Raw genomic sequence first — 24,584 nt, forward strand, 5'->3', positions numbered from 1 at the left:
CTATAGAAGGTACCCTCGCCTGAAACCCGACCCCACCCACTTGCGTATCCGATACTGAAGTGATATCATTTCAACATCACCCCGAACGGAGAGTCCCACCGATGTACGTCGAGAAGAAGTACAGCGCCGGCAACGGCTTCCTCATGCTCCTCGGCTCGCTCGCCACGATGCTCGCCACCGGCTACTTCGCCGTTCGGGCGTTCCAGACGCAGCAGCACCTGGTCGGGCTGGTCTGGATCTTCATCGCCTTCGTGGCACTCATCGCGATGACGGGTCTCTTCATCGTGCACCCGAACGAAGCCAAGGCCCTCGTGCTCTTCGGCACGTACAAGGGCACGGTGCGCCAGGATGGCTTCTGGTGGGCCAACCCCTTCCTCACGAAGCAGGCGATCTCGCTGCGCGTGCGGAACTTCGAGACGGCCAAGCTCAAGGTGAACGACAACCACTCGAACCCGATCGAGATCGCGGCCATCGTCGTCTGGAAGGTCGTGGACTCGGCGGAAGCCCTCTTCGAAGTGGATGACTACGCCCGGTATGTCGAGGTGCAGTCGGAGTCGGCCCTGCGCGGCGTCGCCGTGCAGTACGCCTACGACTCGCACACGCCGGGTGAGCAGTCGCTGTCGCAGAACACGGACGAGGTCTCGCTCACGTTGGAGAAGGCCCTGAAGGACCGGCTGCTCAAGGCAGGCGTCGAAGTCGTCGAAGCCCGCATCAGCCACCTGGCCTACTCGCCGGAGATCGCCGCGGCGATGCTGCAGCGCCAGCAGGCCAGCGCGATCATCTCGGCGCGCCAGAAGATCGTCGAGGGTGCGGTGGGCATGGTCGAGATGGCGCTGAGCATGCTCAGCGAGAAGCAGATCGTCACGCTCGACAACGAGCGCAAGGCGGCGATGGTCAGCAACCTGCTCGTCGTGCTCTGCTCGGATCACGCGACGCAGCCGGTGGTGAACACAGGCTCGCTGTACACCTGAGCCGATCGTGGCCGAGAAGAAGCCCTTCCTGCTGCGCGTCGACCGCTCATTGCTGGATGCCTACCAGCGATGGGCGGCCGACGAGCTGCGGTCGCTGAACGGGCAACTGGAGTTCGTGCTGCGCGACGCCCTGCGCCGCGCGGGCCGGAAGATCGAGGAGCAACCCTCAGTACCGGATTCTGGAGATCCCTCTGATGATGCATAAGATCGCGGAGCGCGGCGTCGGTGCCCTGCTTACCACCCTCGTCATTCTCGCCGCGCTGATGTTCGGCGGACTCGCCCTGCTCACGCGCGATGCCGCCGCACAGACCGCGCCGACCACGGACTGGCAGCGCCAGCTCGACTCCGCCGTCACGGCGGAGATGGCGCGCACGATGACGCCGGGCGTCCAGGTCGCCGTGGTGCACCAAGGCCGCGTGATCTATGCCAAGGCCTACGGCGCGGCCGACGTCGAGACCTCCCGTCCGCTCACGAACGCCTCGCTGCTGCGCATCGGCTCCGTGACGAAGATGGTCACGGGCGCCGTCGCGGCCGAACTCGCCGAGCAGGGCAAGCTCGACCTGCGCGCGCCGATCAGCCGCTACGTCCCGTCGCTCGAGGGCAAGCGCGTCGGCACGGTCACGACGCATCAACTGCTGACGCACACCGCCGGCTGGCTCGACAACGCCGTCGCCTACGGTCGCATGGGCGAAGGCGCACTTGGCGAAGTCATGCGTGAAGTCACCGACACGATGTTCAGCCACGCCCCGGGCGCGATCATCTCGTACTCGAATCCGGGATTCTCGATGGCGGGCTACGTCATCGAGCGGGCGGCGGGTGAGCGCTATGCGAGCATCACCGACCGCATGATCCTCCGCCCGGTCGGCATGCCGCATGCGACGTTCCGTCCCCTCGAGGCGATGGTGCGCGATTTCTCGCAGGGCCACATGGGCATGCCCGGCCGCGCCGCGACGATGGTGCGGCCGTTCACGGAGAACACGGCGCAGTGGGCCGCCGGATTCCTGATGGCCAGCGCGACGGACATGGCGCGCTTCGCAGCGATGCTCATGGATGGCGGCGTCATCGACGGGCAGCGCGTGATCAGCGAGGGCGCCGTGCGTCGCATGACGACCCCCGATCCGCGCATTCCCGGCGACTCCACGGCGCGATACGCCTATGGCCTGGTGATCGCCGAGCAGCAGGGACTCCGCATCTGGCAGCATGGCGGCTCTATCAACGGCTTTGACGCCATCGTGAACATGTTTCCGGACGAGAAGCTGGCCGTCGTCGTACTCGACAACCGCAGCGGACCATCCGTGAGTGGCGCACTGCCGATCGTGTTCCGCGGCGTGACGGGCCGCGCGCTGCCGGCATCGCCGGCTCCGCCCAGCGCCGAGCGCCTGCCGACCGCCGACGAGCGCCGCGCCGTTGTGGGTCAGTACAAGTTCGGGCCGATGCGCATCGAGATCGCCGAGCAGGGTGACTCCCTCGTCTTCCGCCAGGCGGGAGCGTCGTTCGGCGTCCGGATGCTGGGCAACGACCGCATGAAGGTCATGGTCCCGCCGATGGCGCAGCAGGCGAACGTGCTGCTCGTGCGGGGTGCTGACGGCCGCGTAGCCTTCCTCCATCAAGGACTGCGGGCTATCCCGCGAGTGGAGCCGTAGATGCCGATGTTGCGCGTCTTGCCATGGGCGCTGTGCGCAGCGCTGGCGCTGTTCAGCTTCGCCACGTACGGCAGCCTGCCGGAGTCGATTCCTCAGCACTTCGACGCGGCGGGAAACATCACGTCGTCCACACCACGTTCGCCGTGGAGCTGGGCGATGGTGCCGATCGTCGCGTTTGCCACCCAAGCACTGCTCGCCGGGCTCGGGGCGCTGCTACCGCGACAGCCGGAGCTCTTCAACTTCTCCGCGAAGGAGCGGTTCCTCCGGCTCCCCGCGGAGTACCGCGGGCCAGTGGTCGAGCGCATGCGTGAGCTGCTCGACGTGACCTCGGCGTTCACCGTTCTCGTATTCGGCATCGTACAGTTCATGATCTGGCGGGCGGCGTTCGGCCATTCCGCCGACGGATTGGTCATCGGGCTGATCGTCGTGTCCGTCTTGTTCACGCCGGGCATCTTCCTGCTCACGGGTCGCGTGAACACGGCGGTCGACGAAGCCGAACAACGCTGGAACGCCAGCCAACGGCACTCCTGAACAGACCGCCGACGCGCGGCGTCTCGGCTTCACGGTCGGAACGGATCCGCAAAGCGTGGATCCGTTCCGATAGCCGCATCGGTCAGCGTGCGCATGAACGCCACCAGCGCCGCCTTGTCCGCCGCCGTGAGGTTCAGACGCTGTGGCCCGTCGCCCACTACGTTGCGCAGACGCGGGTCGAGCTGCGCCCCGAACTGGATGCCGCTGTTGTAGAACTCCACGACCTCTTCGAGCGACGTGAAGCGGCCGTCGTGCATGAAGCGCCGGCTCTGCGCGACGTTCTTGAGCGAGGGCGAGCGAAACAGCGCCGTCTGGTCGGGATCGAGGCCGTTGGTGCCCGACACCGCGGTGAACGCGAAGGTCGGCGCCGAGTGACAGCCTTGGCACCCCGCCCCACCGGCGTTCTTCGGCAGGATGAAGATCTGCTGCCCGCGGAACTCTTCGTCCGTGAACCCCGGCACCCGTGTCTGGAGGTTGAGCCCGCCGCCCGGCCCTGTCGGGGCCCCCGGCGGCGGCGGCGCCAGCGGCAGCGTCGCCACCCCTTGGTCGTAACGGCTGCCGTACGAAACGATGCTCCGCACGTACTGCGCCATCGCGCGCTGCATGCGGTCCTCGGTGATCGCGGCATCGCCGAAGGCCAGCTTGAAGAGGGGCGGATAGTACGGCAGCGCGCTGAGCTTGCCCAGCACCGCGACGAACCCGCCGTGTGCGTCATCGAAGCCGAGCTCGAGCTCGTCGCGGATGGGCTGCGTGGTCTGCGCTTCGAGCGTCGCCGCGCGACGGTCCCAGAAGTAACGACCGCCTGGATTGAAGCGCGCGTTGACCAAGCGCATCGAATGGCGGCCCGTGCGTCGCACGCCATCGAAGCCCAGCGAGAACTGCGCCGTGTCGCCGAAGGCCGCCGACGCGAAATGGCAGCTCGCGCAGGACAGCGTATTGGTGCGACTCAGGTTCTTGTCGAAGAACAACACACGCCCGAGCGTCGCCCCGGCATTCGTGATCGGATTGTTCGCCGGCTGGACCACTTCTCGCGCAATCACGCCTGCGTTGACGTACGCCGGATATGCGATTCCGGCGTAGTTCGGCAGCGCCGCCGGATCGATCGTCAGCGCCTCGCGGACGGCGACGAAGTCGTTCTCAGGCGCGGTTGCCTCGTCCGCGGCACAACCGAGGACGAGTACGAAGAGGGCGGGAGCGAGACGGATGCGCATCGGCGTGGGGCTCGATGGGGAATCCTACGGGTTGCCCCATTGGACGGCCAGCACCCCGCCGGGGTTAAGGCGCCTGCGCTACCCTAGCGCCAGGTCTCGAAGAACCCGTAGCCGTTGCCGCTGACCGGAGCGCCGCGAAGTCGGCCACTCAGCGTGGCTCGCCCCTTCATCTGGATGAACGCCCGCGTCGCCCCTTGGGCCGCGCCGCGTCGCACGCCACGCATCGGCGTCGCCACGGCGTCCTCGACCTCCAGCTCGATGCGCAGCGTATCCGCCCCGCGCGCGTCGAAGAGCAGTCCGCGCGCCGGCATCCGAACGCTCCGACCGTCCACCATCACGCGGCGCCCCTCCTCGTAGCGGATCTCCTGCGGCCGGAAGATGCCCGCGAATCCCAGCGAGTCCACCAGGTACACGAAGAGCGGCTCGTTGACGAGATCCGTGCCCTCGCGCTGCACGCGGCCGTAGAGCAACGAATACGCGCCCACGCGCGCCGAGCCCCATTCCCAGGTCACGTCGCGCCACACACCCCAGTTGTGGTCGTGGTACGACTGCGCGCCCTCGAAGCGCTCGCAGCGGCCGGCCACGCAGAGTGTTCCCACCGCCGTGGCGCGCAGCCCCGGCACCGCGTATCCACTCACCAACGACTCACCGCCGATGTTCGCGCCCGGGAAGTACGCAGCCGGTTCTGGTGTCACCAGCAGGTCCACCTCAGCCACCGCGCCTGTCCCCTGCTCTCGCGCACGCGCCCGCACCCGGTAGCGCCCGTCGGCGTCGAGCGTGACCTCGCTGTCGCCGACGCGCAGATCTGCCCGCGCGGTGTCCACGGCGATGCGCGGTGACGGCCACAGCGTCTCGAAGCGCCGCTCGCCGCGACCTTCCTCATGCAGCGTGATGAGCACTTGGCCGCCGTGCTCGCCATTCGGCACGTCGCCGCCCACCGCCAAGGTGATGAACGCCCAGCGCTTTGCATCTGCGCTGAGCACGTTGAAGTAGTGCCACTCGCCCCAGGTCTCCCGCTCGTCGGCAGTCAGGCGCGCCGGCGTGTGGTGGAAGCGGTCCATCTCATGGCGCAGCTCGTCAGGGCGTGGCGCAAGGAACCGGCGATCGGCGGCGTCATCCTCCCACGCACCCGCGAGCAGTTCCGGCGCCGCACCCACCGCGCGCGTGGCCGACGGGATCTCGCCCAGCGCGCGCACCGGCAGCTCCTCGCCGCGCGCTCGGATATAGAGCAACTGCCCGTCGGTCTGCGGTGCCACCGCGACCACCACATCCGCGAGCCGCGGGGACGCCAACACCTGCCGATGCACGAAGCGCGCGTTCGGGATGTTTACGAACATGCCGCCCACGCCGCCGGTCTTCATCACCTCGAGCGACAGCCCCTCGGGCAGCACGGAGATCGTCCCGCCGCCGACGAGCTTCTCGTCCTTGCTCTGCAGCACCATGGCCTCGCCGATCGCGAGCAGCACGATCATCACGCCCACGCCGAGGCCGAAGCCGAGGAGCAGGAAGAGCGTGCGCCAGGGCTTGTCGCGCAGGCCGCCGAAGGCGAGACGCAGGATCACGCGCGCGGGCCCGTGTCGTCCACGATCACGCCATCGCGCAGGTGCACGACGCGCTTCGCCGCCTCCGCGAGGTCCTCATCATGCGTCACCACCACCAGCGTGGTGCCGTCGGCATTCAAGCGCGCGAACATCTCGATCATCTCGGCGCCGGTGCGCGCGTCGAGCTCGCCCGTGGGTTCGTCGGCCAGCAGCAACGCCGGCCGGTTGGCCAGCGCCCGCGCAATCGCCACGCGCTGCTGTTCGCCGCCGCTCAACTGGAACGGCCGATGGTCGGCGCGACCGTCCAGCCCCACATAGCCGAGCAACTCACGCGCCCGCGCCTCGCGCGCCACGCGTGGCAGCTTCGCCTCGGCCATCGGGAGCTCCACGTTCTCCGCCGCCGTGAGCGTCGGCATTAAGTAGAAGCGCTGAAACACGAAGCCGATCTGCGTGAGGCGGAACCGCGTCGCCTCGGCGTCGGAGAGTCGCGACACATCGCGCCCCGCGATGGTGAGGCTGCCCGACGTCGGCCGGTCGATGGCGCCGAGCAGGTTGAGCAGCGTGGACTTGCCGCAGCCCGACGGGCCGACGATGGCCACGTACTCGCCGGCGGTGACATCGAGCGAAATGCCCCGCACCGCCGCCACGGGACGTCCCGCCACCGCGTACTCGCGCCGCAGATCGCGTGCGGAGAGAACCATCACGCCACCGCCTCTTCTCGAAGTGTCTTGGCAATCGGTAAGGTCGATGCCCGCCACGCCGGCCACACACCGGCGAGGATGCCACACAGCACCAGCAGGCCCAGCGCCTTGTATGCGGCGGCGGGCTCGAACAGGAAGAAGTCGAACGCCGCCGGCAGGCCCGGGAACGACGCCAGGATGCCGTTCAGCCACTTGGCCGTGACGAGGCCAAGCCCGAGGCCCATCACCGCACCGACGGTCGAGAGCGCGACACCCTCCACCATCACCTGGGCGACGATCCGCCAGCGCGCCACGCCGATCGCCCGCAGCACGGCGATCTCGCCGATGCGCTCATTGACGCTCACCGTCACCAGCGTGGTCACCAACAGGAAACCCACCGCCAGGGACACACTCGCGAGGATGAACGCGAGCTGCCGGAAGTAGCCGAGCCGCTCGTCCACGAAGCGCAGCGCGGCCTCGGTGCTGATGGCGCTCATCTGTGGCTCGCTGCGCTCAAGACGGGCGGCGACACTGTCTGCGCTTGCGCCATCGCGCACGCGCACCAGCGCCACTGAGATCCGATCGCCGCGGTCCGCGCCGCCCATTGCCTGCAGCGTCTCCAGCATTAACGCGCCCGCCAGTTCGCCGCCGGAGAGCATCACGAAGCGTCCGCGCCCGACGATCACCAACTCGCGCGCGCCGGTGAAGCGGCGTAGCTGCGGGTCGTAGCCGGCGCTCACGCGCACCGTGTCTCCGACGCGGCGTCCCGCGGCCTCGAGCAGCGCGCCGTTCCAGACCGTCTCATTCGGCGCGGCGATCTCGCGGCCCTCGGCGATCACATAGTCCGCTTGGATGCCCGGCGCGATGCCGAGCGCGAATCCCGAAACGACGGAATCGCCGCGCGGCACGAAGAGCTTGCCGCCGAGCACCGGCGCGACACCTGCGACATCGGGATCGGACGCGACGCGCGCGAGCAGCGCCGTGGCGCCACCGATCGTCGCCTCGGAATCGAAAGGCATCGTGCCGCGCGGCGTCATGCGCAGGTGATAGTCCTGCTGCTCGAGGAATCCACGGAAGCTCTCGCGCATGCCGGAGCCGAGCATCACCATGTCGAGCAGCATCGCCGCGGCCACCGCGACGCCCGCGGTGGTGAGCGCGGTGCGTGCCCGACGGCGCCAGAGCGTGGCGATGGCGAGGCGCATCAGCATCAGCGGCCCACCAGGTCGAGCGGTGCGCGGCGCACGAGGCGCTGCGCGGCGAGCAGCCCGGCAATCACGCCGAGCCCCAGCGACAGCGCGGTCGCGAACAGCACGATGCCGGGCGTGACGATGGCGAACTTGAGCGGCGTGCTGTACACGCCTTGGTAATGCCAGTTCACGATCCATCCGGCGCCGTAGCCAAGGGCCGCACCCATCGCGGAGCCAATGACGGCAATCAGCGAGGCCTCAAGCACGACGGCGCGAACGATGGTCGTGCGGGACACGCCGAGGAGGCGCAGCGCGCCGACATCGCGGCGACGCTCGTCCACTTTCAGCAGCGTGATGCAGAGCAGGAAGATCGCGCTGGCGACGATCGTGATCACGCCGATGGCGCGATGGAAGCGATTCACCACGCGGAACGTCGCGCTGGTCTCGACCGCGACTTCGGCGGCGGGATAGGCACGGAAACCGAAGGCCAGCGCATTGATGCGCGCCGCGGCGCTGTCCACCGCGCCGGGGACGTCGCGGGTCTGCACGGCGAAGCGGCCAACCCGATCGCCCGCACCCGTGAGGGCCTGCAAGTGGTCGAGATGCAGCCGCACGCGATACTCGCTGCGCGCGATCTCGCTGGGATCCGCCGTGCGCCGCGTGATGCCCGCGATCAGGACGGTGTCGCCCGGCGCTCCGGCTGCGGCGGCAAGGACAGCCGTGTCGCCGACGGCGAGCGACGTGCGCGCCGCCAGCCGCTCATCGATGGTGATGCTGCGCCACGGCGCTTGCGCCTGGGCCCCCCCGGACCCAAGTGCAAGCGCCGTGACCAGCAGCGCCCACCGGCGCCGCGCCATCATGACATCAGTTGCGCGGCTTGTTGAACGCCACGTCGAACTGGACCTTCACTTCGTTCTCGATCGGATTCACCGGCGACTGGAAGCTCACGCCGAACTCCGTGCGGTCGATCGTGAACTCGCCCGTCACGCGGCCCATGTTGTTCTGCGGGTCGAAGAAGTTGAGCCGCGCCGGGATCGTGATGCGCTTGGTCTTGCCGCGCACCGTGAGGTCGCCCGTGATGCGAAGGCGGTTGCCCTCGCCGGCGTTGTTCACGAAGGTCGAGACGAACGTGATCTGCGGGAACGAGTCCGTCGCGAAGAAGTCGTTCGACTTCAGGTGCGCGTCACGGCGCTCGATGCGCGTGTCGATGGACGTCGCGTCGATGGTGATCTTGAGCGAGGTCGCTTCGACGTTCGCGGCGTCGAACATGATCTCCGCGTCCCACTTCTGGAACGTGCCGTGCGCGGACAGCAGGCGCGACTCGGCGACGAAGTTGAGCTGCGAGTGCGCGACGTCGCGCACGAAGCGCTCCGGCGCGGAGGCAGGCGTCGCGGCGACGAGCGCCGGGGCCAGGATGAGGGCGAGGGCAATGCGCTTCATGGGAATGCTCGGTAGGGGTTCACGGTGAGGAACGCCCGCCGCAGGTGTGGAGGTCCCGGCGGCGCGACTCACACTTAACCCGTGAACCTTCGAAAAGGTTCACCACTGAGATGTTTCAGCCCTGTAACAGGGCCGGCCGGCGCTATTTCGACTGACCCTGCGAGGCCGGGATGGGCGTCCCGTGCGGGTCCTCAGTCGGATTGCCGATTGCCGCCGCCATCCGCTCGATCAGCTCATCGCTGGCGGCGTGCTCCAGGCGCTCGGCCTCGTCATGCACGTCGTCGGCCGTGAAGCCGAGCCGCTGCACGAGGTAGCTCTCGATGATACGGTGCCGTCGGATGAGCTGCAGCGCGGCGGCACGGCCGGCGTCCGTGAGCCGAGCGCCCCGATACCGCTCGGTGGTGGCGAGTCCGAGTCGTGCCAGGCGTTGCACCATGCCGGTGACCGATGCGGGGGCGATGCCTAAGCGCGCAGCGATGTCGTTGGTGCCGGCCGCCGCGCCGTTACGCTCCAGTTCATAGATGGCCTTGAGGTAGTCCTCGGCCTGTCCGGTGAGCGCCGGGCGCTCGAGATCGTGGTCAGCCATTGACAGAAAGTTAGCGAAGCCTAACTTATGGTCAATAAGTTAGGAGATACTAAAAATGCGCATCCTTGTCCGGTTGCTGCGCGCGGCCATCCTCATCAGACTCATTACGCTCGCGTTGCCCTCCCCCGTTGGGGCGCAGGGAGCGCCGACAGAGCAGGCGCGCCGCGACTCCACCCTGCGCGCCGAGCAGGCGCGACGCGATTCGGCGCAGCGGATCGGCGCCGTGCAGGTCACCGCGACCTTCACGCCGACACGCGTCCTCGATGCGCCGCAGCCGGTGGCTGTGATCGGCGGTGCAGAACTGCGCCGCGCGCAGGGTGCCGCCGTCGGCGACGCGCTCGAACAGCTTCCGGGCATCCGCTCGCCGTCCATGACCACCGGCATCGGCAAGCCGGTGATCCGCGGCCTCACGCACAATCGCATCGTGACGCTCGACAACGGCCAGCGCTCCGAAACGCAGCAGTGGGGCCACGACCATTCGCCCAACGTGGAGACGTCGAACGCCGAGCAGATCGAAGTCATCAAGGGTCCGGCGAGCGTGCTCTATGGAAGCGACGCCCTTGGCGGCGTGATCAACATCGTCGCGCCGGCGTTGCCGGAGGCGCGGGCCGAGTCGCCGTTCCTGCGCGGGCGCGCGACCATGGCGTACAACACGAACGTGATGGGGCCCGACGGCACGCTACGTCTCGACGCGGCGCGCGGTGGCTTCGGCGCGCGACTCGCGGCGACGGGCCGCCTCACCGGTGACATGCGCGTGCCGCGCGGCGTGCTGCGGAACACGGAGAACGAAACCGGGCATGTCGAGCTCGCGACTGGCTACACCGGCAGCACACGCAAGCTCATGCTGCGCATCTCGGAGCGTCGCGAACGCATCGAGATCTTCGACGACCCCATCACGGCGCCTGGCTACACGGGCTTCCAACGTCTCACGACCAGTCGCGGCACACTCGAGGGCGAGACTGCGCTCGGCGCACGCGACCGACTGCAGCTGCAGCTCGGCGTCGAGCAGAACTTCCGTCGCGAGTTCGCCGACGCCAATGCCTCGGACATCGCGCTTGGCTTGCTCGTCAACAATGCGAGTGGCTTCCTGCACCTGCATCATCGGCCGATCGGCCCGTTCAGCGGAGGCACCGTCGGTGTGTTCGCGCTCGACAGTCGCTTCGAGAACCGCGGCACGGAGACGTTGATCCCCGACTCGCGCTCGCAGAACATCGCGGTCTATGCCCTGGAGCACGCCGAGCGCGGGCGCTGGCGCGGCACGGTCGGCGCCCGCTGGGACCTGCGCAGCTTGAGCATCGCAGACGACGCGGTGCTCGGCCTCAGCGCGGAGTCGCAGCGGCATCAGGCCGTGACCGGCAGCGTCGGCATGTCGTACCGGCTCGTGGAATGGGCGTCAGTCGTTGCGAGCGCGGGACGCGGCTTCCGCGCGCCGGCGGCGCCTGATCTCTATGCCAACGGATTCCACGAGGGGACGCGGGCCTTCGAGCGCGGCAATCCGGACCTGCGCATCGAAACCTCCCTCAATACCGACATCGGCCTGCGCGTCGAACACGCGCGCGTGACCGGCGAGCTGAGCGTGTTCCGCAACGCAATCGACGACTTCATCTACCTGCGGCCGTTCGGGACGGGCGGTGCGGCGTTTGACTCCCTGGAAGTCGTACAGGGCAACGCGCTGCTGCGCGGCGCGGAGGCGCGGGTGGCCGTGCGCACGCTGCCCTGGCTCACGCTGCAGGCGGCGGGCGACGTTGTGCGCGGCCAGAACACGTCAGTGGACGTGCCACTCACGTTCGTGCCGCCACCGCGCGTACAACTGGGGGCGCGCGCCGAGCGGGCGCGGTTGGGAGGCTACGTGATGCGCCCGTGGCTGAGCGTGCAGGGCGAGCGGAACTGGCGGCAGACGCGGCTCGATCCGCGCGATGTCGCGCCAGCGGGCTACACGCTCTGGCAGCTCGGCGCCGGCGGCACGCTGCTCGCGGGGGCGCGCGTGCTCGTGGTGGATCTCGCGGTGCGCAACGTATTCGACACGCGCTACCGGAGCTTCATGAGCCGGTACAAGGAGTTCGCGGACGGGCCGGGGCGGGCGGTGGTGCTGCGGGTGACGACGGAGTTCTGATCGGGGCTGCCGCGCGGCGCGTTCCGGGTACCTCCTGCAACGTTGCGGTGATGCATGGTTCATGCATATTGGTACATATGCGGACCACCATGATCATCAACGACGAACTACTCGCCCGTGCGATGGAACTGACGGGACTCCGGGAGAAGACGGCGGTCGTGCACGCCGGACTCGAGGCATTGATCGCTCGCGCCAGCGCCCAGCGGCTCGCGCGGCTCGGGGGCTCGGACCCAGAGGCCGCGGCGGCTCCCCGGCGTCGGAGCCCAGCACCGCCGAAACGCGGACGCTAGCGTGTTGCTGGCCGACACGTCCGCGTGGATTGCGCATCTTCGCCGCTCGGACCGGATACTCGCCAGCGCGTTGGACGAGGGACGCGTCATCGTGCACCCGTTCGTCGTTGGCGAACTCGCATGCGGGACCTTGCGGCGCCGCGAGGGTTTTCTCGACGACCTAGCGCGATTGCCGCAGGCAACGCACGCGACGCACGCCGAAGTCATGCTGCTGGTCGAGCGCTACCGCCTCGCCGGCACGGGCATCGGCTGGATCGACGCACATCTGCTCGCGGCCGCGCGACTCAGCGACGCCCAGCTGTACACGCATGACGCGGCATTGCAGCGGGCCTGGACCTCGGTTTCGCAGACGCGGCGCTGACCGAGCCGGTCAGCGCCGCATCGATTACCAGCGCACGTAGCGGAACGCCGCCGGCTCGTCGCCGTGCGTGATGCCATGCTGCAATCGCAGCGGGCCGCCCGCAGTCGCCGACGCCTCGCCAAGCATCGTCTTGTTCTGCAGCCAGTTGCTCCACAGGCTCAACTGCAGACCATTGCGGTTCCAGACGCCATAGTCCGCCTCGACGAGTTCGCGCAGCTTGCGTTCGGCGGGTCCGTCGACCGCACCCTCCCACTCGCTGTGGAAGATGCGCTGGAGGTACTGCCCCGTCGGGTGCAGCCAGACGACCGCCGAGTCGATCACGATGTGCCGGCTGACCGGCCCGTCGCCGAAATCACCGTTCTCGACGATATACGCGGACGGCAGCGGTTGGTCGCGCAGTGCGTTCGCGCGCCAGCGACCGTGGATATCGAGCGCCGGACGCGTCCTGCGCAGCTGCGACACCGCGACGCCGGCTTGTCCGCCGTAGCGCAGGTTCATCTGGAGTTCGGTGCCGATCGGGCCCGCCACGCTGTAGAGCAGCTCGCCAGTGTTGCGTCGGAACTCGTACGCGGTCGGCCTCGCGGTCCAAGTCCCCCAATCGAGCGTGCTCGTCCACGCATGGTGCTGGCCGCTGCGGTAGCGCTGATACCAGCCCTTGTGCTCCCACGTGCCATTGGCGGCAATCTCGACACGTGCGGAATCGAGGAAGTCCTGCTCAAGGATGCCGCCGGCCACCGTTCGGTGGCCGAGCAGCGCAGGTAGCGGCTGCCCATCGGAGACATGGACGTGCCACACCTGGTCCTGGAGGGCGGGCAGCGGCGTCGGGATGGCGACGGGGGCGGTCGCCTCGCTGCAGGCAGCGATGGACAGCGCGACGATGATTGGCGAGAAGCGGAGCGGCAACATATGTAAGGCTGAGACACCGGAGGTGGCAGAAGCGTTGCGGTCGTAGTGGTGACTACGACGGCCGGTGCAGCGCGGTTTCTGCGGCCCCTCCTACGGTGTCGCCTTCGTAAGCGTCACCGTCACACCCTGCGTCACGCCCTCGACCCACACGGCGGTCGTGAAGGACTCCGTGAACGCCTCCGGGACGAGGAATGCGAGTTCCGCCCGGTCCGTGACGAAGATGTACCCACTCGGCTCGGCCGCCCAGCTGCCCTTCGCGGTTACGACAAACTCCTCGTGCAACGCACCGTCCCGGTAGCGGCGCACAACCGCGCGCTGCTCCCAGGCTCCGGCGGAGTCGATGTGGACGGTGAAGCCCTGGAGCACGTCCGCCTCGTGCACGTCGCCGTCGAGGCGGCGGTGAGCGACCGTGATGGGCAGCGGCTGGCCGTCGGCCGTCACTGCTGACCATTCCTGCGAGGCCAAGGGCGGCAACAGACGCTCGGCGGCGGGTTCGGTCGAGACGTCGCAGGCAACGACGAGGGAGGCAAGGGCGAGCAAGGGGATGCGGCGCATATCGGCTCCTGGTGTGGTACGTGTATCAGGAGATACGCAGCGACGGCCGGGGACCCGACACGGCCCTCGCGGATAGATTAGGAGAATCCTCCCGGCCCTCGCAATGACCGTCGTCCAAGACCTGATCCGCCTCCTCGAGCTCGAACCCATCGAGCACAACATCTACCGCGGCGAGAACCGCGACATCGGCACCGGCCGCGTGTTCGGCGGCCAGGTGTTCGCGCAGGCGCTGGCGGCGGCCAAGAAGACGGTCGAAGACGGGCGCGAGGCGCACTCCGTGCACGGCTACTTCCTGCGCGAGGGCGACACGCGCGCGCCGATCGTGTATTTCGTGGACCGCCCGCGCGATGGCCGCTCGTTCACGTCGCGCCGCGTGACGGCGATCCAGCACGGCGAGGCGATCTTCCACCTCTCGGCGTCCTTCCACCTGCACGAGCCGGGCATGGACCACCAGGTGCCGATGCCTGACGTGCCGGCGCCGGAGGACCTCGAAGACGAGCTCGACGTCATCCGCGCGAATGCGGACAAGTACCCCGCCGCGCTGCGCGACATCGTCACGCAGGACCGACCGCTGGAGTTCCGCCGCGTGCACCCGCGCAAGCTCTTCGAGCGCGAGACCACGGATGCGGCGGGCGCGAAGCGTCTGGTGTGGTTCAAGCTGCGCGAGCGCATCCCCGACGCGCCGATCCTACATCAAGCCACGCTGGCCTACGCCAGCGACTACGGCTTCCTGCCGACCTCGCTGCAGCCGCATGGCGTGAGCTGGCGCGACCCGCGGTTGATCATCGCCTCGCTGGACCACACGCTCTGGCTGCACCGTCCGTTCCGCGCCGACGAGTGGCTGCTCTACGTGAACGATTCACCGACCGCCTTCGGCGCGCGCGGCTTCGTGCGTGGCCAGGTGTTCACGCGCGACGGCCAATTGGTGGCGAGTGCGGCGCAGGAAGGGTTGATCCGCCTCCGCGAGGCGAAGTGAGTCCGGACATCGCCACGGGGCTCGCGTTCTTCGCGGTCTTCCTGTTCTCGACGACGCTGCACGAAGCCGCCCACGCGTGGGCGGCGCTGCGCGGTGGCGATCCGACCGCCTATCACGGTGGGCAAGTCTCGCTGGATCCCATCCCGCACATGCGCCGTGAGCCCTTCGGGATGGTGATCCTGCCGCTGCTCACCTCGGTGACGATGGGCTGGCCGATGGGCTACGCGAGCGCTCCCTACGATCCGCGCTGGGCGCTGCGTTACCCGAGGCGCGCCGCGCTGATGGCGCTGGCTGGGCCCGCCGCGAACCTCCTGATCGTGTTGCTCTGCTTCGCCGCCATGCGCGGACTCGCCGCGTCGGGCACGTTCTTTCCGCCCGAGAGCGTGAACTTCGGCCAGCTCACGGCCACGAACGCCGGCCAGACCTGGAGCACGATCGGCCATTTCCTGAGCATCGGCTTCTCGCTGAACCTGCTGCTCTTCGTGTTCAACCTGCTGCCCTTCCCGCCCCTCGACGGCAGCGCGGCGATCACGCTGCTCATGACGCGCCGCATGACGACGCGCTATCAGATGTGGGTCTGGGGCACGCCCATCCTCGGCTTCGTGGGCATCTTCGCGGCCTGGCAGCTGTTTCCGCCGGTGTTCGGGCCGGTGTTCCGCATCGCGATCAACCTGATCTATCCGGGCGTCACGTACGGCTGATGCGGGGCGCGTGACAGCGCGCGTGTTTCGGAGGTACGTTATGCTGCGATGCGCCCCCTCCGACTGCTCGTGGCCGTCTCGGCCCTGACCCTCTCCGCCTGCGCCGACCTCCTTGGCGTCAAGGACATCGTCGAGTTCACGGTCATGGAAGCGCGCGTCGCCTGTACCGGCATCTTCGACCAACCCGAGACCTGCCTCCTGGTGCGCATGCGCGGCGAGGAGAGCGAGCGGTTGTTCTACGATGAGATCGAAGGCTTCGAGTTCAAGCCCGGTGTGCGCCAGTTGATCCGCGTGGAGCGCATCCGCATCCAGAACCCGCCGCAGGACGGCTCGAGCTACCGCTACCGGCTGATCGAGGTTATTGCGCGGATGGTGGCGTCGCCGGTTCCGTAACCGGCGCCCAGCGGCGCCACAGGAACCAACTGACGAGCCACCCGAGTCCGGCGGCGAAGACCACATCGCTGACGAAATGCGCCCGCGCCACGATGCGCGTGATCCCGCAGCCCACCGCCAGCACGATGCCCACCCACTTCGCCCGCGGAAACAGGCGCGCCAGCATGAACGCGCCGCCGAACGCGACCGCCGCATGCGAGCTCGGGAACGCGAGGCCGGCGCCACTCCAGGTCCGCTCGTCCCAGGGCCGGAATCCATAGCCGCCGTCGTTCAACGCCGGACGCTCTCGGCGCACCACGATCTTCAGCAGCTCCGCCAACGCGCCGGCGAGCATCGGACTCCAGAACAGCAACCAGCCGCGGCGCCTGGCGACGACGCGCGCCACGGCACTGCCGTCGTGCTGGAATCCCACGGCGAGCGCGAGGGCCAGCCAAGTCCCGGCGAATCCGATGATGCGCAAGAGCCGACCGAGATCCTTGTCGTAGACCTTCGGCGCATTGAACAACTCGAACACCGTGCGGTCCACGAGCATCGCCACGGCCGTCGCGGCAATCGTGACGGCCAGCGCACGCCACGCAGCGCCCTTCATCGCCAGATCCCCTCGAACGTCGCAAGGATGCGCTCCGTCATCCCCCACACCGTGAAGTCCCCGAGCTGATACGCCTCGACCTTCATCTGCAGGTCGCGCACCCGCACGCTGGTGCGCACGCGCGTCTCGGGGTGGAACAGCTCGCCCAAGCGCACCCAGCGCAGCTCCGCCACTTCGTGATTCGGCACGATGCGCACGTCGGCATGCAGCGCGCACACGAACGGCCGCACGATGATCGGCGGCAGCACCGGCGTGCGCGGACGCAGCTCGTCGAGCTGGCCGAGCACCTGCCCGTGCACGCGCAGGTCGATGCCGACCTCCTCGAAGGTCTCGCGCAGCGCCGTATGCTCGAGCGACGGATCCGTCGCATCCCAGCGGCCGCCCGGCAGTCCGATCTGCCCGCTCCACGGGTCGCCTTCACGCGCCGCGCGACGCATCAAGAGCAACTCGAGTTCGTCCGCGGCCGGACGCAACACGAGCGCGACGGCCGCTTCCTTGAACGGCTCGTCGCGCTCGGCGAGCGCGGCCGGGCGCGCCGCGAGGGCACGCTGCAGCCGCGCGAACTGCGGCGCGAGCTCCGCGCCCATCATCTCAGCCTTCGACAGGTCCGCCGGCGGCGACCCAGGCACCCCAGCCACCCGCCATCGAGGCGACGTTGCTGTAGCCCATCTGCTGCAGGGTGTCGGCGGCGAGCGCGGAGCGGTTGCCGCCCGCGCAGTATATCACGAGGTTCGCGTCCCGCGGGATCAGCGGCTCGATCTTGCTCTCCATCGTGCCGCGCGGGATGACGATCGCGCCGGGAATCCGGCCGAGGTTCGTCTCGTTGGGCTCGCGCACGTCGAGGAGCACCGGGGCGCCGGGCTGGCCCAGCGTCTTGGCGACGTCGGCAGCCGTGACTTCACGGATGCGGGACTTCGCCTCGTTGATGAGGTCGGTAGCGGTCTTGTAGGCCATGCGGGGAATCTACCGAATCGCCGGGGACGCGGTCAGGCGTATCTTTCCCGCATGTCGCTCACGCTCCAGGTGCTGCTCGCCCTGCTCGCCGGCCTCGGACTCGGCCTGGGACTCTCCGGCTCCGACTCGGCCTCCGCCGCGACGGTGCTGTCCACGCTTGGGCCCATCGGTACGCTGTTCATCAACGCGATCCGCATGACGGTCATCCCGCTGGTGACGGCGACGCTGATCGTCGGCGTGGGGTCGGCCCCGAGCCCGCAGGCGGTGGGCCGGCTCGGCGCGCGGTCGCTGGTGACCTTCGTGGTCGTGCTCGCCGCCGCGAGTGCGGTGGGCGTGGTGTTCGGCTCGTGGCTGCTCGGGGCCTTCTCCTTCGACGCCGCGACGGTCGAGGCGATGCGCGCCACCGCCTCGAGCGACGTCGCGGGCGGTGCCAGCGTGCCGACGCTTGGCGAGTGGATCGTCGGCTTGGTGCCGGTGAATCCCATCAAGGCCGCAGCCGACGGCGCAATGCTGCCGTTGATCCTGTTCAGCGTCTGCTTCGCCGCCGCGCTGACCCGTGTGCGCGAGGAGCGCCGCGCGGCGGTGCTGCGGGTGTTCGAAGGAATCCAGGACGCGTCGCTGGTCCTCGTGCGCGCGATCCTCGCGCTGGCGCCGATCGGCGTGTTCGCGTTGGCCGTGCCGTTGGCCGCCAAGCTCGGGCTCGCGGCCGCCGGTGCGCTCGTGGTCTACATCAGCGTGGTGAGCAGCATCTGCCTCGGCTTCATGGCCTTCGTGCTTTACCCGGCGGCCGTGCTGCTCGGCAAGGTGCCGCTGCGGCGCTTCGCCGAGGCGGCACTCCCGGCACAGGGCATCGCCTTCAGCTCGCGCTCGTCGCTGGCCGCGCTGCCGGCGATGCTCGACAGCGTGCGTGACACGTTGAAGCTGCCGCCGACCATCGGCAGCTTCTTCATTCCCCTGGCGGCATCGATGTTCCGCGCCGGCGCCGGCATCGGCCAGACCGTCGGCGTGCTGTTCATCGCCAAGCTGTACGGCGTGGATCTCGGGACGGCGCAGCTCGCGACGATCGCCGTCACCAGCGTCATCACGTCGTTCTCCGTGCCCGGCGTGCCGGGTGGCAGCATCCTCGTGATGATTCCCGTGCTCATGTCGGCGGGGATTCCCATCGAAGGCATCGGGATCCTGCTCGGCGTGGATACGATCCCCGACATGTTCCGCACGACGACGAACGTGACCGGCCACATGGCGGCGGCGACGGTGCTCGCGCGCGGCGAAGGCGGCGGCGACCGCGCCGTCGGCGCCACCGCAGCCTGACGGGACCGTGATCGCCGACCATTGGCTCGCGGCGACGCTGGGCGCGCTCTGGGTCACGCTCCTGGTGACCGTCGTGCTGCGCTTCCTCGACAGCAAACGACTCTCGGCGTACACCCCGGTCTCGCGCGGTGATGCGCCACCGCTCTCGGTGGTGATCCCGGCGCGGAACGAATCGCGGAACATCGAGGCCTGCGTGCGCAGCGTGCTCACCAGCGACTATCCGCGCCTCGAGGTCATCGTCGTCGACGACCACTCCACCGACGGCACGGGTGAGATCGCGCGGCGCCTCGCCGCCGAGGATACGCGCCTGCGCGTAGTGGCGGCGCCCGACCTGCCCGCCGGATGGTTCGGCAAGCAATGGGCCTGCCACACCGGCGCGCGCGCCGCGTCGGGCACGCTGCTCTGCTTCACCGATGCCGACACGCGGCACGCCCCGCGGCTGCTCAGCTTGAGCGTCGGCGCGATGCGTCAGCGCGGCGCCGACCTGTTCACCGTGGCGGGCCATCAGCAGGCGCTGACGTTCTGGGAGAAGGTCATCCAGCCGTTCGTGTTCAGCATCCTGCTCTCGCGCTACGGCGGGCTCGAGGCGATGAGCCGCTCCAGCAAGCCGCTGGACAAGATCGCCAACGGCCAGTTCATCCTGATGTCGCGCGGCGCATACGACGCCATCGGCGGCCACGACGCGGTGAAGGACCACGTGGCCGAGGACCTGCGGCTGGCGCAGTTGGCGACGGCGCGCGGACTGCAGGCCCACATGCTGCTCGCCCGCGACGAGCTGCAGACACGCATGTACACCTCGCTGGCCGAGATCCGACGCGGCTGGGGCAAGAACGTCTATGCAGCCGGGCGTGATACCATGCCGCTGAATGCCGTGACCGGACGGATCTTCCCGTGGATCTTCCCGTTGCCGGCGCTGATGCCGGTGCTGCCGCTGCTGTGCCTCACGCTCGGCCTCGCCGGCGTATGGGGCCCGGGCGCGCTGGTCTTCGGCGCGATCGCCGCGCCGGCCACGCTGCTCTTCTATGCGGGGGTGTACGGATTCTCGCGGTTGAATCCGCTGTGGGCGCTGTTGTATCCACTGGCCGCCGTGACGTTCAGTTGGATCTGCGCCGAGGCGGCGTGGCGCGGCAGCAAGGTGGAGTGGAAGGGACGGGGCTATGTGTCGCGGAGGGCGACGTGAGCGAAAGGCGGGTGGCGGTGCTGTTCGACTTGGACGGCACGTTGGTGGATTCGATCGAGTTGCTCGTGGCGAGTATGGAGTACTCGTTCGAGGGGCGCGAGCGACGGCCGAGCGTGGCGGAGTGGCTGCCGCTGATCGGGACGCCGCTGGACGCGATGCTGGCGCGCTGGGCCGAAGGGCCGGCGGACGTGGAAGCGCTGCGGGCGCGCTACCGCGAGCATCAACTGGCCAAGCACGACGAGATGCTCAAGCTGTATCCCGGCATGGTGGAGACGGTGCGGGCGCTGCACGCGGCGGGCCATCCGCTAGCGGTGGTGACGAGCAAGCTCGAGGTCGGAGCGAGGCGCGCGCTCAAGTTCGCGCAGATCGAGGAGTGCTTCGCGGCGGTGGTGGGCATCGATCACACGGCCAAGCACAAGCCGGAACCCGAGCCCGTGTGGCATGCGCTGGAGCGTCTGCAGATGCCGCGCGAGCGGGCGATGTTCGTGGGCGACAGTACGCACGACATGCATGCGGGGCGTGCCGCCGGCGTCTACACGGTGGCCGCGCTGTGGGGGCCGTACACCCGAGCCCAGCTCGAGCCCACGACCCCCGATGCGTTCATCGCGAGCTTCGACGAGCTGATGCCGCTCGTCACGCGCTTGGCTAGTCGATGAAGCGGATGGTGCGGTAGATCGCGAGCTGCAGCTCGACGTTGGCCTTGCCGGACGCCTCGCCAGCCATCGAAAAGGTCGGCCGCGTGAAGGAGATGCCGGTGGCGACGCGGCCCGTCCCTTCCTCGTACCACATCGCACCCATCTGCCCGCCGACCATCACGTTCTCGGTGATGCGACGGGCCATGGTGGTGCCGGCTGAGCTCGCACCCGCATTCGCGATGGACGACCCGGACATCTGGCCGGGTGGCATCCCGGAGACGACGACCTGCACGCGCTGCGTCGTGGAACCCCAGCTGAGGCGATTGCCGGTGGCGCGGGCCTGCGTCGCCGAGACCTGCCAGCCGCTGGGCACGCAGAACGTGATGTTGGTGATCTCGACGAGCTTCCAGTCGCCGGTGTTCGGCGGGACGGGAACGGGACAGGGCTCCCAGTCCTGGTCCGACGACTGCACGGCGGCGGTGCCGGCGGTGCTCGGCGTGGTGGCTGGCGGTGCGCCGCCGCCGCAGGCGGCGGCCGAGACGGAAACGACGAGTGCGAGGGCGAATCGCTTCATTGGTATGGCCTCCGGGCCACCAGTATGCGATGCAGTCGTGAGGTCGGCAAGGATTTGATTCCGGTGACACGCGCGAGGCGGGCGAATCTCCGGACGTGTTCTCAACCCGCGATGCTACCGCCGCGCTCAGCGCGCTTGCCGATCCGCGTGCGCTGGCCCAGCTGAGCCAGCTCCTGGGCTTCGGCGCTCCGATTCCGATTGACCGCCGGACCTTGGCACGCCTCTCGCTCGGTGAGGACGCGCCCCGGGCGTGGGTCGCGCCGCGAGAAGACGGCCTGCGGGCGTTGCTGGTTCGGGTTCGGCAGGGCGGCGACGCGGCAGCGCGCACGAGCGCCTACTGTCGGGCAATCACGCGCGAGGCACCCGAACGTTGCTGGCTGGTGCTCGCGTGCTTCGAAGCGACGTCCGAGATCGTCATCGCCGCCGCACCACCGGAGCCGCGCGAGGCAGTCCCGCTCTGCGTCATCGACCCGCACGCGCCGCGCGAGAGCGACGCCGAGACGTTGGCGGCCCTCGTGGGCAGTCGCGAGGGTCCAGACCTCCTCGTCCACCTGCGCTGGCGCGAGACGCTCGGCCGCGCCGCGCTCACCCGACGGTTCTATCTCGAACTCGAGCAGCAGGTCACGACGATGGCCCGTCACGCGCAGGGCAACGCCAATGCCGACGCGCGGCGGACCATCGCCCTGCTACACGCGTCGCGGCTGCTGTTCGTCGCGTTCCTTGAGGCGCGCGGTTGGCTCGACGGTGACCGCGAGTTCCTGCGGCGGCATTTCGCCGAACGCGCGCGCGGCGGCACCTCCGCGCATCGGCGCTTCCTCGACCCACTCTGGTTCGGCACGCTGAACACGCCGTGGCGCAATCGCGCGGCGGCGGCGCGGGCGTTCGGGCGCGTCCCGTTCCTCAATGGCGGACTGTTCACGCGCAGCGCGATCGAGCGGCGCCACGCCGACCTGCGTTTCACCGACGAGTCGCTCGATGCAGTCATCGGTGGCTTGCTGTCGCGGTATCGACTCACCCCGCGGGAATCCCGCGACACGTGGAGCGAGGCCGCCGTCGACCCCGAGATGCTCGGGCGCGCCTTCGAGTCGCTCATGCAGGGCGCCCTGCGCCGCACCCGTGGCGCGTTCTACACACCACCGGCGCTGATCACGCAACTCACCCGCGAAGGCCTCGCGGCTGCATTCGAGGCGCGCGGGGTTCCGGCCGAGCAGCTCTGGAGCCTCTGGGACGGCGCGCGCCCCACGCGCAAGGCACAGCTGCGCCTGCAGCAAGCCCTCGCGGGATTCACCGTCCTCGATCCCGCCTGCGGGTCGGGCGCGTTCCTGGTCTATGCACTCGAGGAGCTTGCGGGACTGCATCAGCGCTGCGCCGACGCGCTCCCCCTCGGTACCCGCCGACGCGACGTGCTCACGCGCAGCATCTTCGGCGTCGATATCGATCCGACCGCCGTCTGGCTCTGTCAGCTGCGACTCTGGCTGTCGGTGGTCGTCGAGGAACCGGAGGACGACCCGCTGCGCCTGCCACCGCTTCCGAACCTCGACCAGAACATCCGCGAGGGCGACGCGCTGGCGGGGAACGGATTCGATGACGCGTTCCTTCCGGCGTCTCCGGGGCTCACGGCGCAGCGACTGCGTTACACCCGTGCCGTCGGCATCCGCAAGCGCACCCTGGGCCAGGCGCTGCAGCGTGCAGAGCGGGAGCGGGCCATCGCCGCCGAGGTGGCGCGCGGCGCACGGCTGCAGGGCATCCGCCGCGAGCTGCTGCTTGCCGCCCGCGCCCCCGACCTGTTCCGCGCGCGGCGCGGCGTCGAGCGCGCCACGCAGCAGCGGCTCGACGAACTCCGCACGGCCATCCGGCGGTCGCGGCGGAACGTCGAGTCCCTGCGCGGCGGTGCGGCCTTGCCGTTCAGCTTCGTCACGTACTTTCCCGACGTCGCGGCCGCTGGCGGCTTCTCGCTGACGCTGGGGAATCCCCCGTGGGTACGCACGCACGGCATCGCGGCGGAGCAACGCGCCTCGCTGCGGGAGCGGTTCGCGGTGTTCCGGAGTGCGGCGTGGGACGCGGGTGCGGCGGACGCGGCAGCCGGCAAGGGATTCGCGTCACAAGTGGACCTCGCGGCGCTGTTCACTGAGCGGGCCGTTCGCCTGACGCAGCGGGAGGGGGCGATCGCCCTGCTGCTTCCCGCGAAGCTCTGGGGATCGCTCGCGGGTGGTGGACTCCGTGCGTTGCTACAGATGCAGGCCCCACCGTTGCTGCTCGAGGAGTGGCAGGATTCCTCCGCGGGCTTCGACGCCGTCGTGTATCCCTCCGCGTTCGTGGCGCGGCGGCAGTCGCCGAGCGATGTGCCGCCTCAGCTGCGAGTCGTCGCGCATCGGCGCGACTTGCCGCTGCCGTGGACCATGCATCGCGAACGCTTGGCGCTCGACGACACGCCGGGTGCGCCATGGCTGCTGCTGCCTCCGGACGTGCGGGACGCCTTCGACGCGCTCGGCGCGGCGGGCATCCCGTTGGCGCGCTCGCCACTCGCGCGCCCGCAGCTCGGCGTGAAGTGCGGCTGCAACGAAGCGTTCGTGCTCGATCGCGGTGACGGTTCGGTGAAGGACGTCGAACCGCATCTCGTCCGCCCGCTGCTGCGTGGCGAGCATCTCGCACCGTGGCGTCCCGCGGCGAGTGCGCGCGATGCGGCGATCCTGTGGACGCACGACGCGCGCGGCAAGCCGTTGAGCGATCTGCCGGCCGAGGCGCATCGGCGGCTCTCGCGCTGGCGGCGTCAGCTGGAGCAACGCAGCGATGGGCGCGGCGGCCCGTGGTGGGCGCTGTTCCGGACCGACGCGGCACGCACGGACCGTGCGCGCGTGGTGTGGGGCGATATCGGGCGCAGTCCCCGCGCCCTCGTGCTGCCGCGCGGTGATATGACGGTGCCGCTCAACACCTGCTACGTGGTCCGCGCGCCGTCCGATGACGACGCACACACGCTGGCGGTGCTGCTCAACTCGTCCGTGGGCACCGCGTGGCTCTCGGCACTCGCAGAGCCCGCGCGCGGCGGATACCGACGGTTCCTCGGCTGGACCTGTGCGCGCCTTCCCATCCCCCGCGACTGGACGCGCGCCGTGCGCCTGCTCGCACCCCTCGGGCGCGAGGCGTCGGAGGGCATGGTGCCCGATGTGTGGACGATGACGGAGCGGGTACTCGAGGCCTATGCGGTGGAACACAGCGCCGTCGCGGCGCTGCTCTCGTGGCATCAACTCTGACGGCG

The 24,584-nt window shown here is 69.3% G+C and carries 27 protein-coding genes; 14 read left to right on the forward strand and 13 right to left on the reverse strand.

Annotation, left to right across the window (positions count from 1 at the left end; all coding sequences use genetic code 11):
* The first annotated feature begins 101 nt into the window (after positions 1-101).
* The 4 genes from Strain318_RS12705 to Strain318_RS12720 are packed head-to-tail and all read left to right on the forward strand — an operon-like array spanning position 102 to position 3,145.
* Positions 102-971, forward strand: a complete 870-nt coding sequence (locus tag Strain318_RS12705; RefSeq protein WP_367886068.1) for an SPFH domain-containing protein — start codon at positions 102-104, stop codon at positions 969-971.
* A 7-nt stretch (positions 972-978) separates the two neighbouring features.
* Positions 979-1,176, forward strand: a complete 198-nt coding sequence (locus Strain318_RS12710; protein WP_367886069.1) for a type II toxin-antitoxin system antitoxin — start codon at positions 979-981, stop codon at positions 1,174-1,176.
* The gene (locus Strain318_RS12715; RefSeq protein WP_367886070.1) at positions 1,166-2,614 is read left to right on the forward strand and encodes a serine hydrolase domain-containing protein; all 1,449 of its coding nucleotides are present in this window, start codon (positions 1,166-1,168) and stop codon (positions 2,612-2,614) included. Before Strain318_RS12710 ends, Strain318_RS12715 begins: the two co-directional genes overlap by 11 nt.
* Positions 2,615-3,145: a DUF1648 domain-containing protein gene (locus Strain318_RS12720; RefSeq protein ID WP_367886071.1), complete on the forward strand. Its 531-nt coding sequence runs from the start codon at positions 2,615-2,617 to the stop codon at positions 3,143-3,145.
* Between the two features lie 29 nt (positions 3,146-3,174).
* Here the strand turns inward: Strain318_RS12720 and Strain318_RS12725 are convergent, their stop codons facing one another.
* From Strain318_RS12725 to Strain318_RS12755, 7 genes are all read right to left on the reverse strand, one after another.
* Complete coding sequence (locus tag Strain318_RS12725; RefSeq protein WP_367886072.1) at positions 3,175-4,356, reverse strand: cytochrome-c peroxidase; 1,182 nt, start codon at positions 4,354-4,356, stop codon at positions 3,175-3,177.
* An 83-nt stretch (positions 4,357-4,439) separates the two neighbouring features.
* Positions 4,440-5,918: a hypothetical protein gene (locus Strain318_RS12730; protein ID WP_367886073.1), complete on the reverse strand. Its 1,479-nt coding sequence runs from the start codon at positions 5,916-5,918 to the stop codon at positions 4,440-4,442.
* A complete protein-coding gene (locus tag Strain318_RS12735; RefSeq protein WP_367886074.1) occupies positions 5,915-6,598 on the reverse strand; it encodes an ABC transporter ATP-binding protein in 684 nt (227 codons plus the stop codon). Before Strain318_RS12735 ends, Strain318_RS12730 begins: the two co-directional genes overlap by 4 nt.
* A complete protein-coding gene (locus Strain318_RS12740) occupies positions 6,598-7,785 on the reverse strand; it encodes an ABC transporter permease (RefSeq protein ID WP_367886075.1) in 1,188 nt (395 codons plus the stop codon). The genes Strain318_RS12735 and Strain318_RS12740 overlap by 1 nt, the downstream gene beginning before the upstream one ends.
* Entirely contained in the window at positions 7,785-8,624 is an 840-nt protein-coding gene (locus Strain318_RS12745) for an ABC transporter permease (RefSeq protein ID WP_367886076.1), read from the reverse strand. Before Strain318_RS12745 ends, Strain318_RS12740 begins: the two co-directional genes overlap by 1 nt.
* Positions 8,625-8,628: 4 nt before the next feature.
* Positions 8,629-9,204 (reverse strand): YceI family protein, encoded by a 576-nt coding sequence (locus Strain318_RS12750; protein ID WP_367886077.1) that lies wholly within the window; start codon positions 9,202-9,204, stop codon positions 8,629-8,631.
* A gap of 142 nt (positions 9,205-9,346) precedes the next feature.
* Positions 9,347-9,790 carry a metal-dependent transcriptional regulator gene (locus Strain318_RS12755; protein ID WP_367886078.1) on the reverse strand — a complete coding sequence of 148 codons (444 nt, stop codon included), beginning with the start codon at positions 9,788-9,790 and terminating at the stop codon, positions 9,347-9,349.
* Positions 9,791-9,845: 55 nt separating this feature from the next.
* Between Strain318_RS12755 and Strain318_RS12760 the strand changes: the two genes are divergently transcribed.
* From Strain318_RS12760 to Strain318_RS12770, 3 genes are all read left to right on the forward strand, one after another.
* Positions 9,846-11,903 (forward strand): TonB-dependent receptor, encoded by a 2,058-nt coding sequence (locus tag Strain318_RS12760; protein WP_367886079.1) that lies wholly within the window; start codon positions 9,846-9,848, stop codon positions 11,901-11,903.
* A 77-nt stretch (positions 11,904-11,980) separates the two neighbouring features.
* A complete protein-coding gene (locus tag Strain318_RS12765) occupies positions 11,981-12,193 on the forward strand; it encodes a type II toxin-antitoxin system VapB family antitoxin (RefSeq protein ID WP_367886080.1) in 213 nt (70 codons plus the stop codon).
* Position 12,194: 1 nt separating this feature from the next.
* On the forward strand, positions 12,195-12,554 hold the full coding sequence (locus tag Strain318_RS12770; protein WP_367886081.1) for a type II toxin-antitoxin system VapC family toxin: 360 nt from the start codon (positions 12,195-12,197) through the stop codon (positions 12,552-12,554).
* A gap of 24 nt (positions 12,555-12,578) precedes the next feature.
* On the opposite strand, the gene Strain318_RS12775 is transcribed toward Strain318_RS12770, so the two are convergent.
* Both Strain318_RS12775 and Strain318_RS12780 read right to left on the reverse strand, forming a co-directional pair.
* Positions 12,579-13,460: a hypothetical protein gene (locus tag Strain318_RS12775; RefSeq protein WP_367886082.1), complete on the reverse strand. Its 882-nt coding sequence runs from the start codon at positions 13,458-13,460 to the stop codon at positions 12,579-12,581.
* A 90-nt stretch (positions 13,461-13,550) separates the two neighbouring features.
* Entirely contained in the window at positions 13,551-14,015 is a 465-nt protein-coding gene (locus tag Strain318_RS12780) for a hypothetical protein (protein WP_367886083.1), read from the reverse strand.
* A gap of 103 nt (positions 14,016-14,118) precedes the next feature.
* Here Strain318_RS12780 and Strain318_RS12785 point away from each other — a divergent pair, with 103 nt between their 5' ends.
* The 3 genes from Strain318_RS12785 to Strain318_RS12795 are packed head-to-tail and all read left to right on the forward strand — an operon-like array spanning position 14,119 to position 16,085.
* On the forward strand, positions 14,119-14,991 hold the full coding sequence (locus Strain318_RS12785) for an acyl-CoA thioesterase (RefSeq protein ID WP_367886084.1): 873 nt from the start codon (positions 14,119-14,121) through the stop codon (positions 14,989-14,991).
* Positions 14,988-15,692 (forward strand): site-2 protease family protein, encoded by a 705-nt coding sequence (locus Strain318_RS12790; protein WP_367886085.1) that lies wholly within the window; start codon positions 14,988-14,990, stop codon positions 15,690-15,692. The genes Strain318_RS12785 and Strain318_RS12790 overlap by 4 nt, the downstream gene beginning before the upstream one ends.
* Before the next feature lie 48 nt (positions 15,693-15,740).
* On the forward strand, positions 15,741-16,085 hold the full coding sequence (locus Strain318_RS12795) for a DUF4377 domain-containing protein (RefSeq protein WP_367886086.1): 345 nt from the start codon (positions 15,741-15,743) through the stop codon (positions 16,083-16,085).
* On the opposite strand, the gene Strain318_RS12800 is transcribed toward Strain318_RS12795, so the two are convergent.
* The 3 genes from Strain318_RS12800 to Strain318_RS12810 are packed head-to-tail and all read right to left on the reverse strand — an operon-like array spanning position 16,051 to position 17,628.
* Positions 16,051-16,674 (reverse strand): phosphatase PAP2 family protein, encoded by a 624-nt coding sequence (locus tag Strain318_RS12800; protein WP_367886087.1) that lies wholly within the window; start codon positions 16,672-16,674, stop codon positions 16,051-16,053. The two genes, Strain318_RS12795 and Strain318_RS12800, sit on opposite strands and share 35 nt — an antisense overlap.
* Complete coding sequence (locus Strain318_RS12805) at positions 16,671-17,303, reverse strand: NUDIX hydrolase (RefSeq protein WP_367886088.1); 633 nt, start codon at positions 17,301-17,303, stop codon at positions 16,671-16,673. The genes Strain318_RS12800 and Strain318_RS12805 overlap by 4 nt, the downstream gene beginning before the upstream one ends.
* Positions 17,266-17,628 carry a rhodanese-like domain-containing protein gene (locus tag Strain318_RS12810; RefSeq protein WP_367886089.1) on the reverse strand — a complete coding sequence of 121 codons (363 nt, stop codon included), beginning with the start codon at positions 17,626-17,628 and terminating at the stop codon, positions 17,266-17,268. Before Strain318_RS12810 ends, Strain318_RS12805 begins: the two co-directional genes overlap by 38 nt.
* Before the next feature lie 51 nt (positions 17,629-17,679).
* Between Strain318_RS12810 and Strain318_RS12815 the strand changes: the two genes are divergently transcribed.
* The 3 genes from Strain318_RS12815 to Strain318_RS12825 are packed head-to-tail and all read left to right on the forward strand — an operon-like array spanning position 17,680 to position 20,775.
* Positions 17,680-18,939: a dicarboxylate/amino acid:cation symporter gene (locus Strain318_RS12815; RefSeq protein WP_367886090.1), complete on the forward strand. Its 1,260-nt coding sequence runs from the start codon at positions 17,680-17,682 to the stop codon at positions 18,937-18,939.
* A gap of 7 nt (positions 18,940-18,946) precedes the next feature.
* Positions 18,947-20,119, forward strand: coding sequence for a glycosyltransferase (locus tag Strain318_RS12820; RefSeq protein ID WP_367886091.1), 1,173 nt, complete (start codon positions 18,947-18,949; stop codon positions 20,117-20,119).
* Positions 20,116-20,775: an HAD family hydrolase gene (locus Strain318_RS12825; RefSeq protein ID WP_367886092.1), complete on the forward strand. Its 660-nt coding sequence runs from the start codon at positions 20,116-20,118 to the stop codon at positions 20,773-20,775. The genes Strain318_RS12820 and Strain318_RS12825 overlap by 4 nt, the downstream gene beginning before the upstream one ends.
* On the opposite strand, the gene Strain318_RS12830 is transcribed toward Strain318_RS12825, so the two are convergent.
* On the reverse strand, positions 20,765-21,328 hold the full coding sequence (locus Strain318_RS12830) for a hypothetical protein (protein WP_367886093.1): 564 nt from the start codon (positions 21,326-21,328) through the stop codon (positions 20,765-20,767). The genes Strain318_RS12825 and Strain318_RS12830 overlap by 11 nt on opposite strands.
* 95 nt (positions 21,329-21,423) lie before the next feature.
* Between Strain318_RS12830 and Strain318_RS12835 the strand changes: the two genes are divergently transcribed.
* Positions 21,424-24,579: an Eco57I restriction-modification methylase domain-containing protein gene (locus Strain318_RS12835; RefSeq protein ID WP_367886094.1), complete on the forward strand. Its 3,156-nt coding sequence runs from the start codon at positions 21,424-21,426 to the stop codon at positions 24,577-24,579.
* The last annotated feature ends 5 nt before the right edge of the window (positions 24,580-24,584 follow it).

The organism is Pseudogemmatithrix spongiicola (genome assembly GCF_030623445.1).
Lineage (GTDB): Bacteria > Gemmatimonadota > Gemmatimonadetes > Gemmatimonadales > Gemmatimonadaceae > Pseudogemmatithrix > Pseudogemmatithrix spongiicola.

What these genes read in the sequence shown, in the direction of transcription:
- Strain318_RS12785 (WP_367886084.1), top strand. Translation starts at nt 14,119, where the DNA reads ATGACCGTCGTCCAAGACCTGATCCGCCTCCTCGAGCTCGAACCCATC.
- Strain318_RS12810 (WP_367886089.1), bottom strand. Translation starts at nt 17,628, where the DNA reads ATGGCCTACAAGACCGCTACCGACCTCATCAACGAGGCGAAGTCCCGC.
- Strain318_RS12745 (WP_367886076.1), bottom strand. Translation starts at nt 8,624, where the DNA reads ATGATGGCGCGGCGCCGGTGGGCGCTGCTGGTCACGGCGCTTGCACTT.
- Strain318_RS12725 (WP_367886072.1), bottom strand. Translation starts at nt 4,356, where the DNA reads ATGCGCATCCGTCTCGCTCCCGCCCTCTTCGTACTCGTCCTCGGTTGT.
- Strain318_RS12750 (WP_367886077.1), bottom strand. Translation starts at nt 9,204, where the DNA reads ATGAAGCGCATTGCCCTCGCCCTCATCCTGGCCCCGGCGCTCGTCGCC.
- Strain318_RS12780 (WP_367886083.1), bottom strand. Translation starts at nt 14,015, where the DNA reads ATGCGCCGCATCCCCTTGCTCGCCCTTGCCTCCCTCGTCGTTGCCTGC.
- Strain318_RS12800 (WP_367886087.1), bottom strand. Translation starts at nt 16,674, where the DNA reads ATGAAGGGCGCTGCGTGGCGTGCGCTGGCCGTCACGATTGCCGCGACG.
- Strain318_RS12795 (WP_367886086.1), top strand. Translation starts at nt 15,741, where the DNA reads ATGCGCCCCCTCCGACTGCTCGTGGCCGTCTCGGCCCTGACCCTCTCC.
- Strain318_RS12760 (WP_367886079.1), top strand. Translation starts at nt 9,846, where the DNA reads ATGCGCATCCTTGTCCGGTTGCTGCGCGCGGCCATCCTCATCAGACTC.
- Strain318_RS12720 (WP_367886071.1), top strand. Translation starts at nt 2,615, where the DNA reads ATGCCGATGTTGCGCGTCTTGCCATGGGCGCTGTGCGCAGCGCTGGCG.
- Strain318_RS12815 (WP_367886090.1), top strand. Translation starts at nt 17,680, where the DNA reads ATGTCGCTCACGCTCCAGGTGCTGCTCGCCCTGCTCGCCGGCCTCGGA.
- Strain318_RS12735 (WP_367886074.1), bottom strand. Translation starts at nt 6,598, where the DNA reads ATGGTTCTCTCCGCACGCGATCTGCGGCGCGAGTACGCGGTGGCGGGA.
- Strain318_RS12775 (WP_367886082.1), bottom strand. Translation starts at nt 13,460, where the DNA reads ATGTTGCCGCTCCGCTTCTCGCCAATCATCGTCGCGCTGTCCATCGCT.
- Strain318_RS12740 (WP_367886075.1), bottom strand. Translation starts at nt 7,785, where the DNA reads ATGCTGATGCGCCTCGCCATCGCCACGCTCTGGCGCCGTCGGGCACGC.
- Strain318_RS12755 (WP_367886078.1), bottom strand. Translation starts at nt 9,790, where the DNA reads ATGGCTGACCACGATCTCGAGCGCCCGGCGCTCACCGGACAGGCCGAG.
- Strain318_RS12765 (WP_367886080.1), top strand. Translation starts at nt 11,981, where the DNA reads ATGCGGACCACCATGATCATCAACGACGAACTACTCGCCCGTGCGATG.
- Strain318_RS12705 (WP_367886068.1), top strand. Translation starts at nt 102, where the DNA reads ATGTACGTCGAGAAGAAGTACAGCGCCGGCAACGGCTTCCTCATGCTC.
- Strain318_RS12715 (WP_367886070.1), top strand. Translation starts at nt 1,166, where the DNA reads ATGATGCATAAGATCGCGGAGCGCGGCGTCGGTGCCCTGCTTACCACC.
- Strain318_RS12830 (WP_367886093.1), bottom strand. Translation starts at nt 21,328, where the DNA reads ATGAAGCGATTCGCCCTCGCACTCGTCGTTTCCGTCTCGGCCGCCGCC.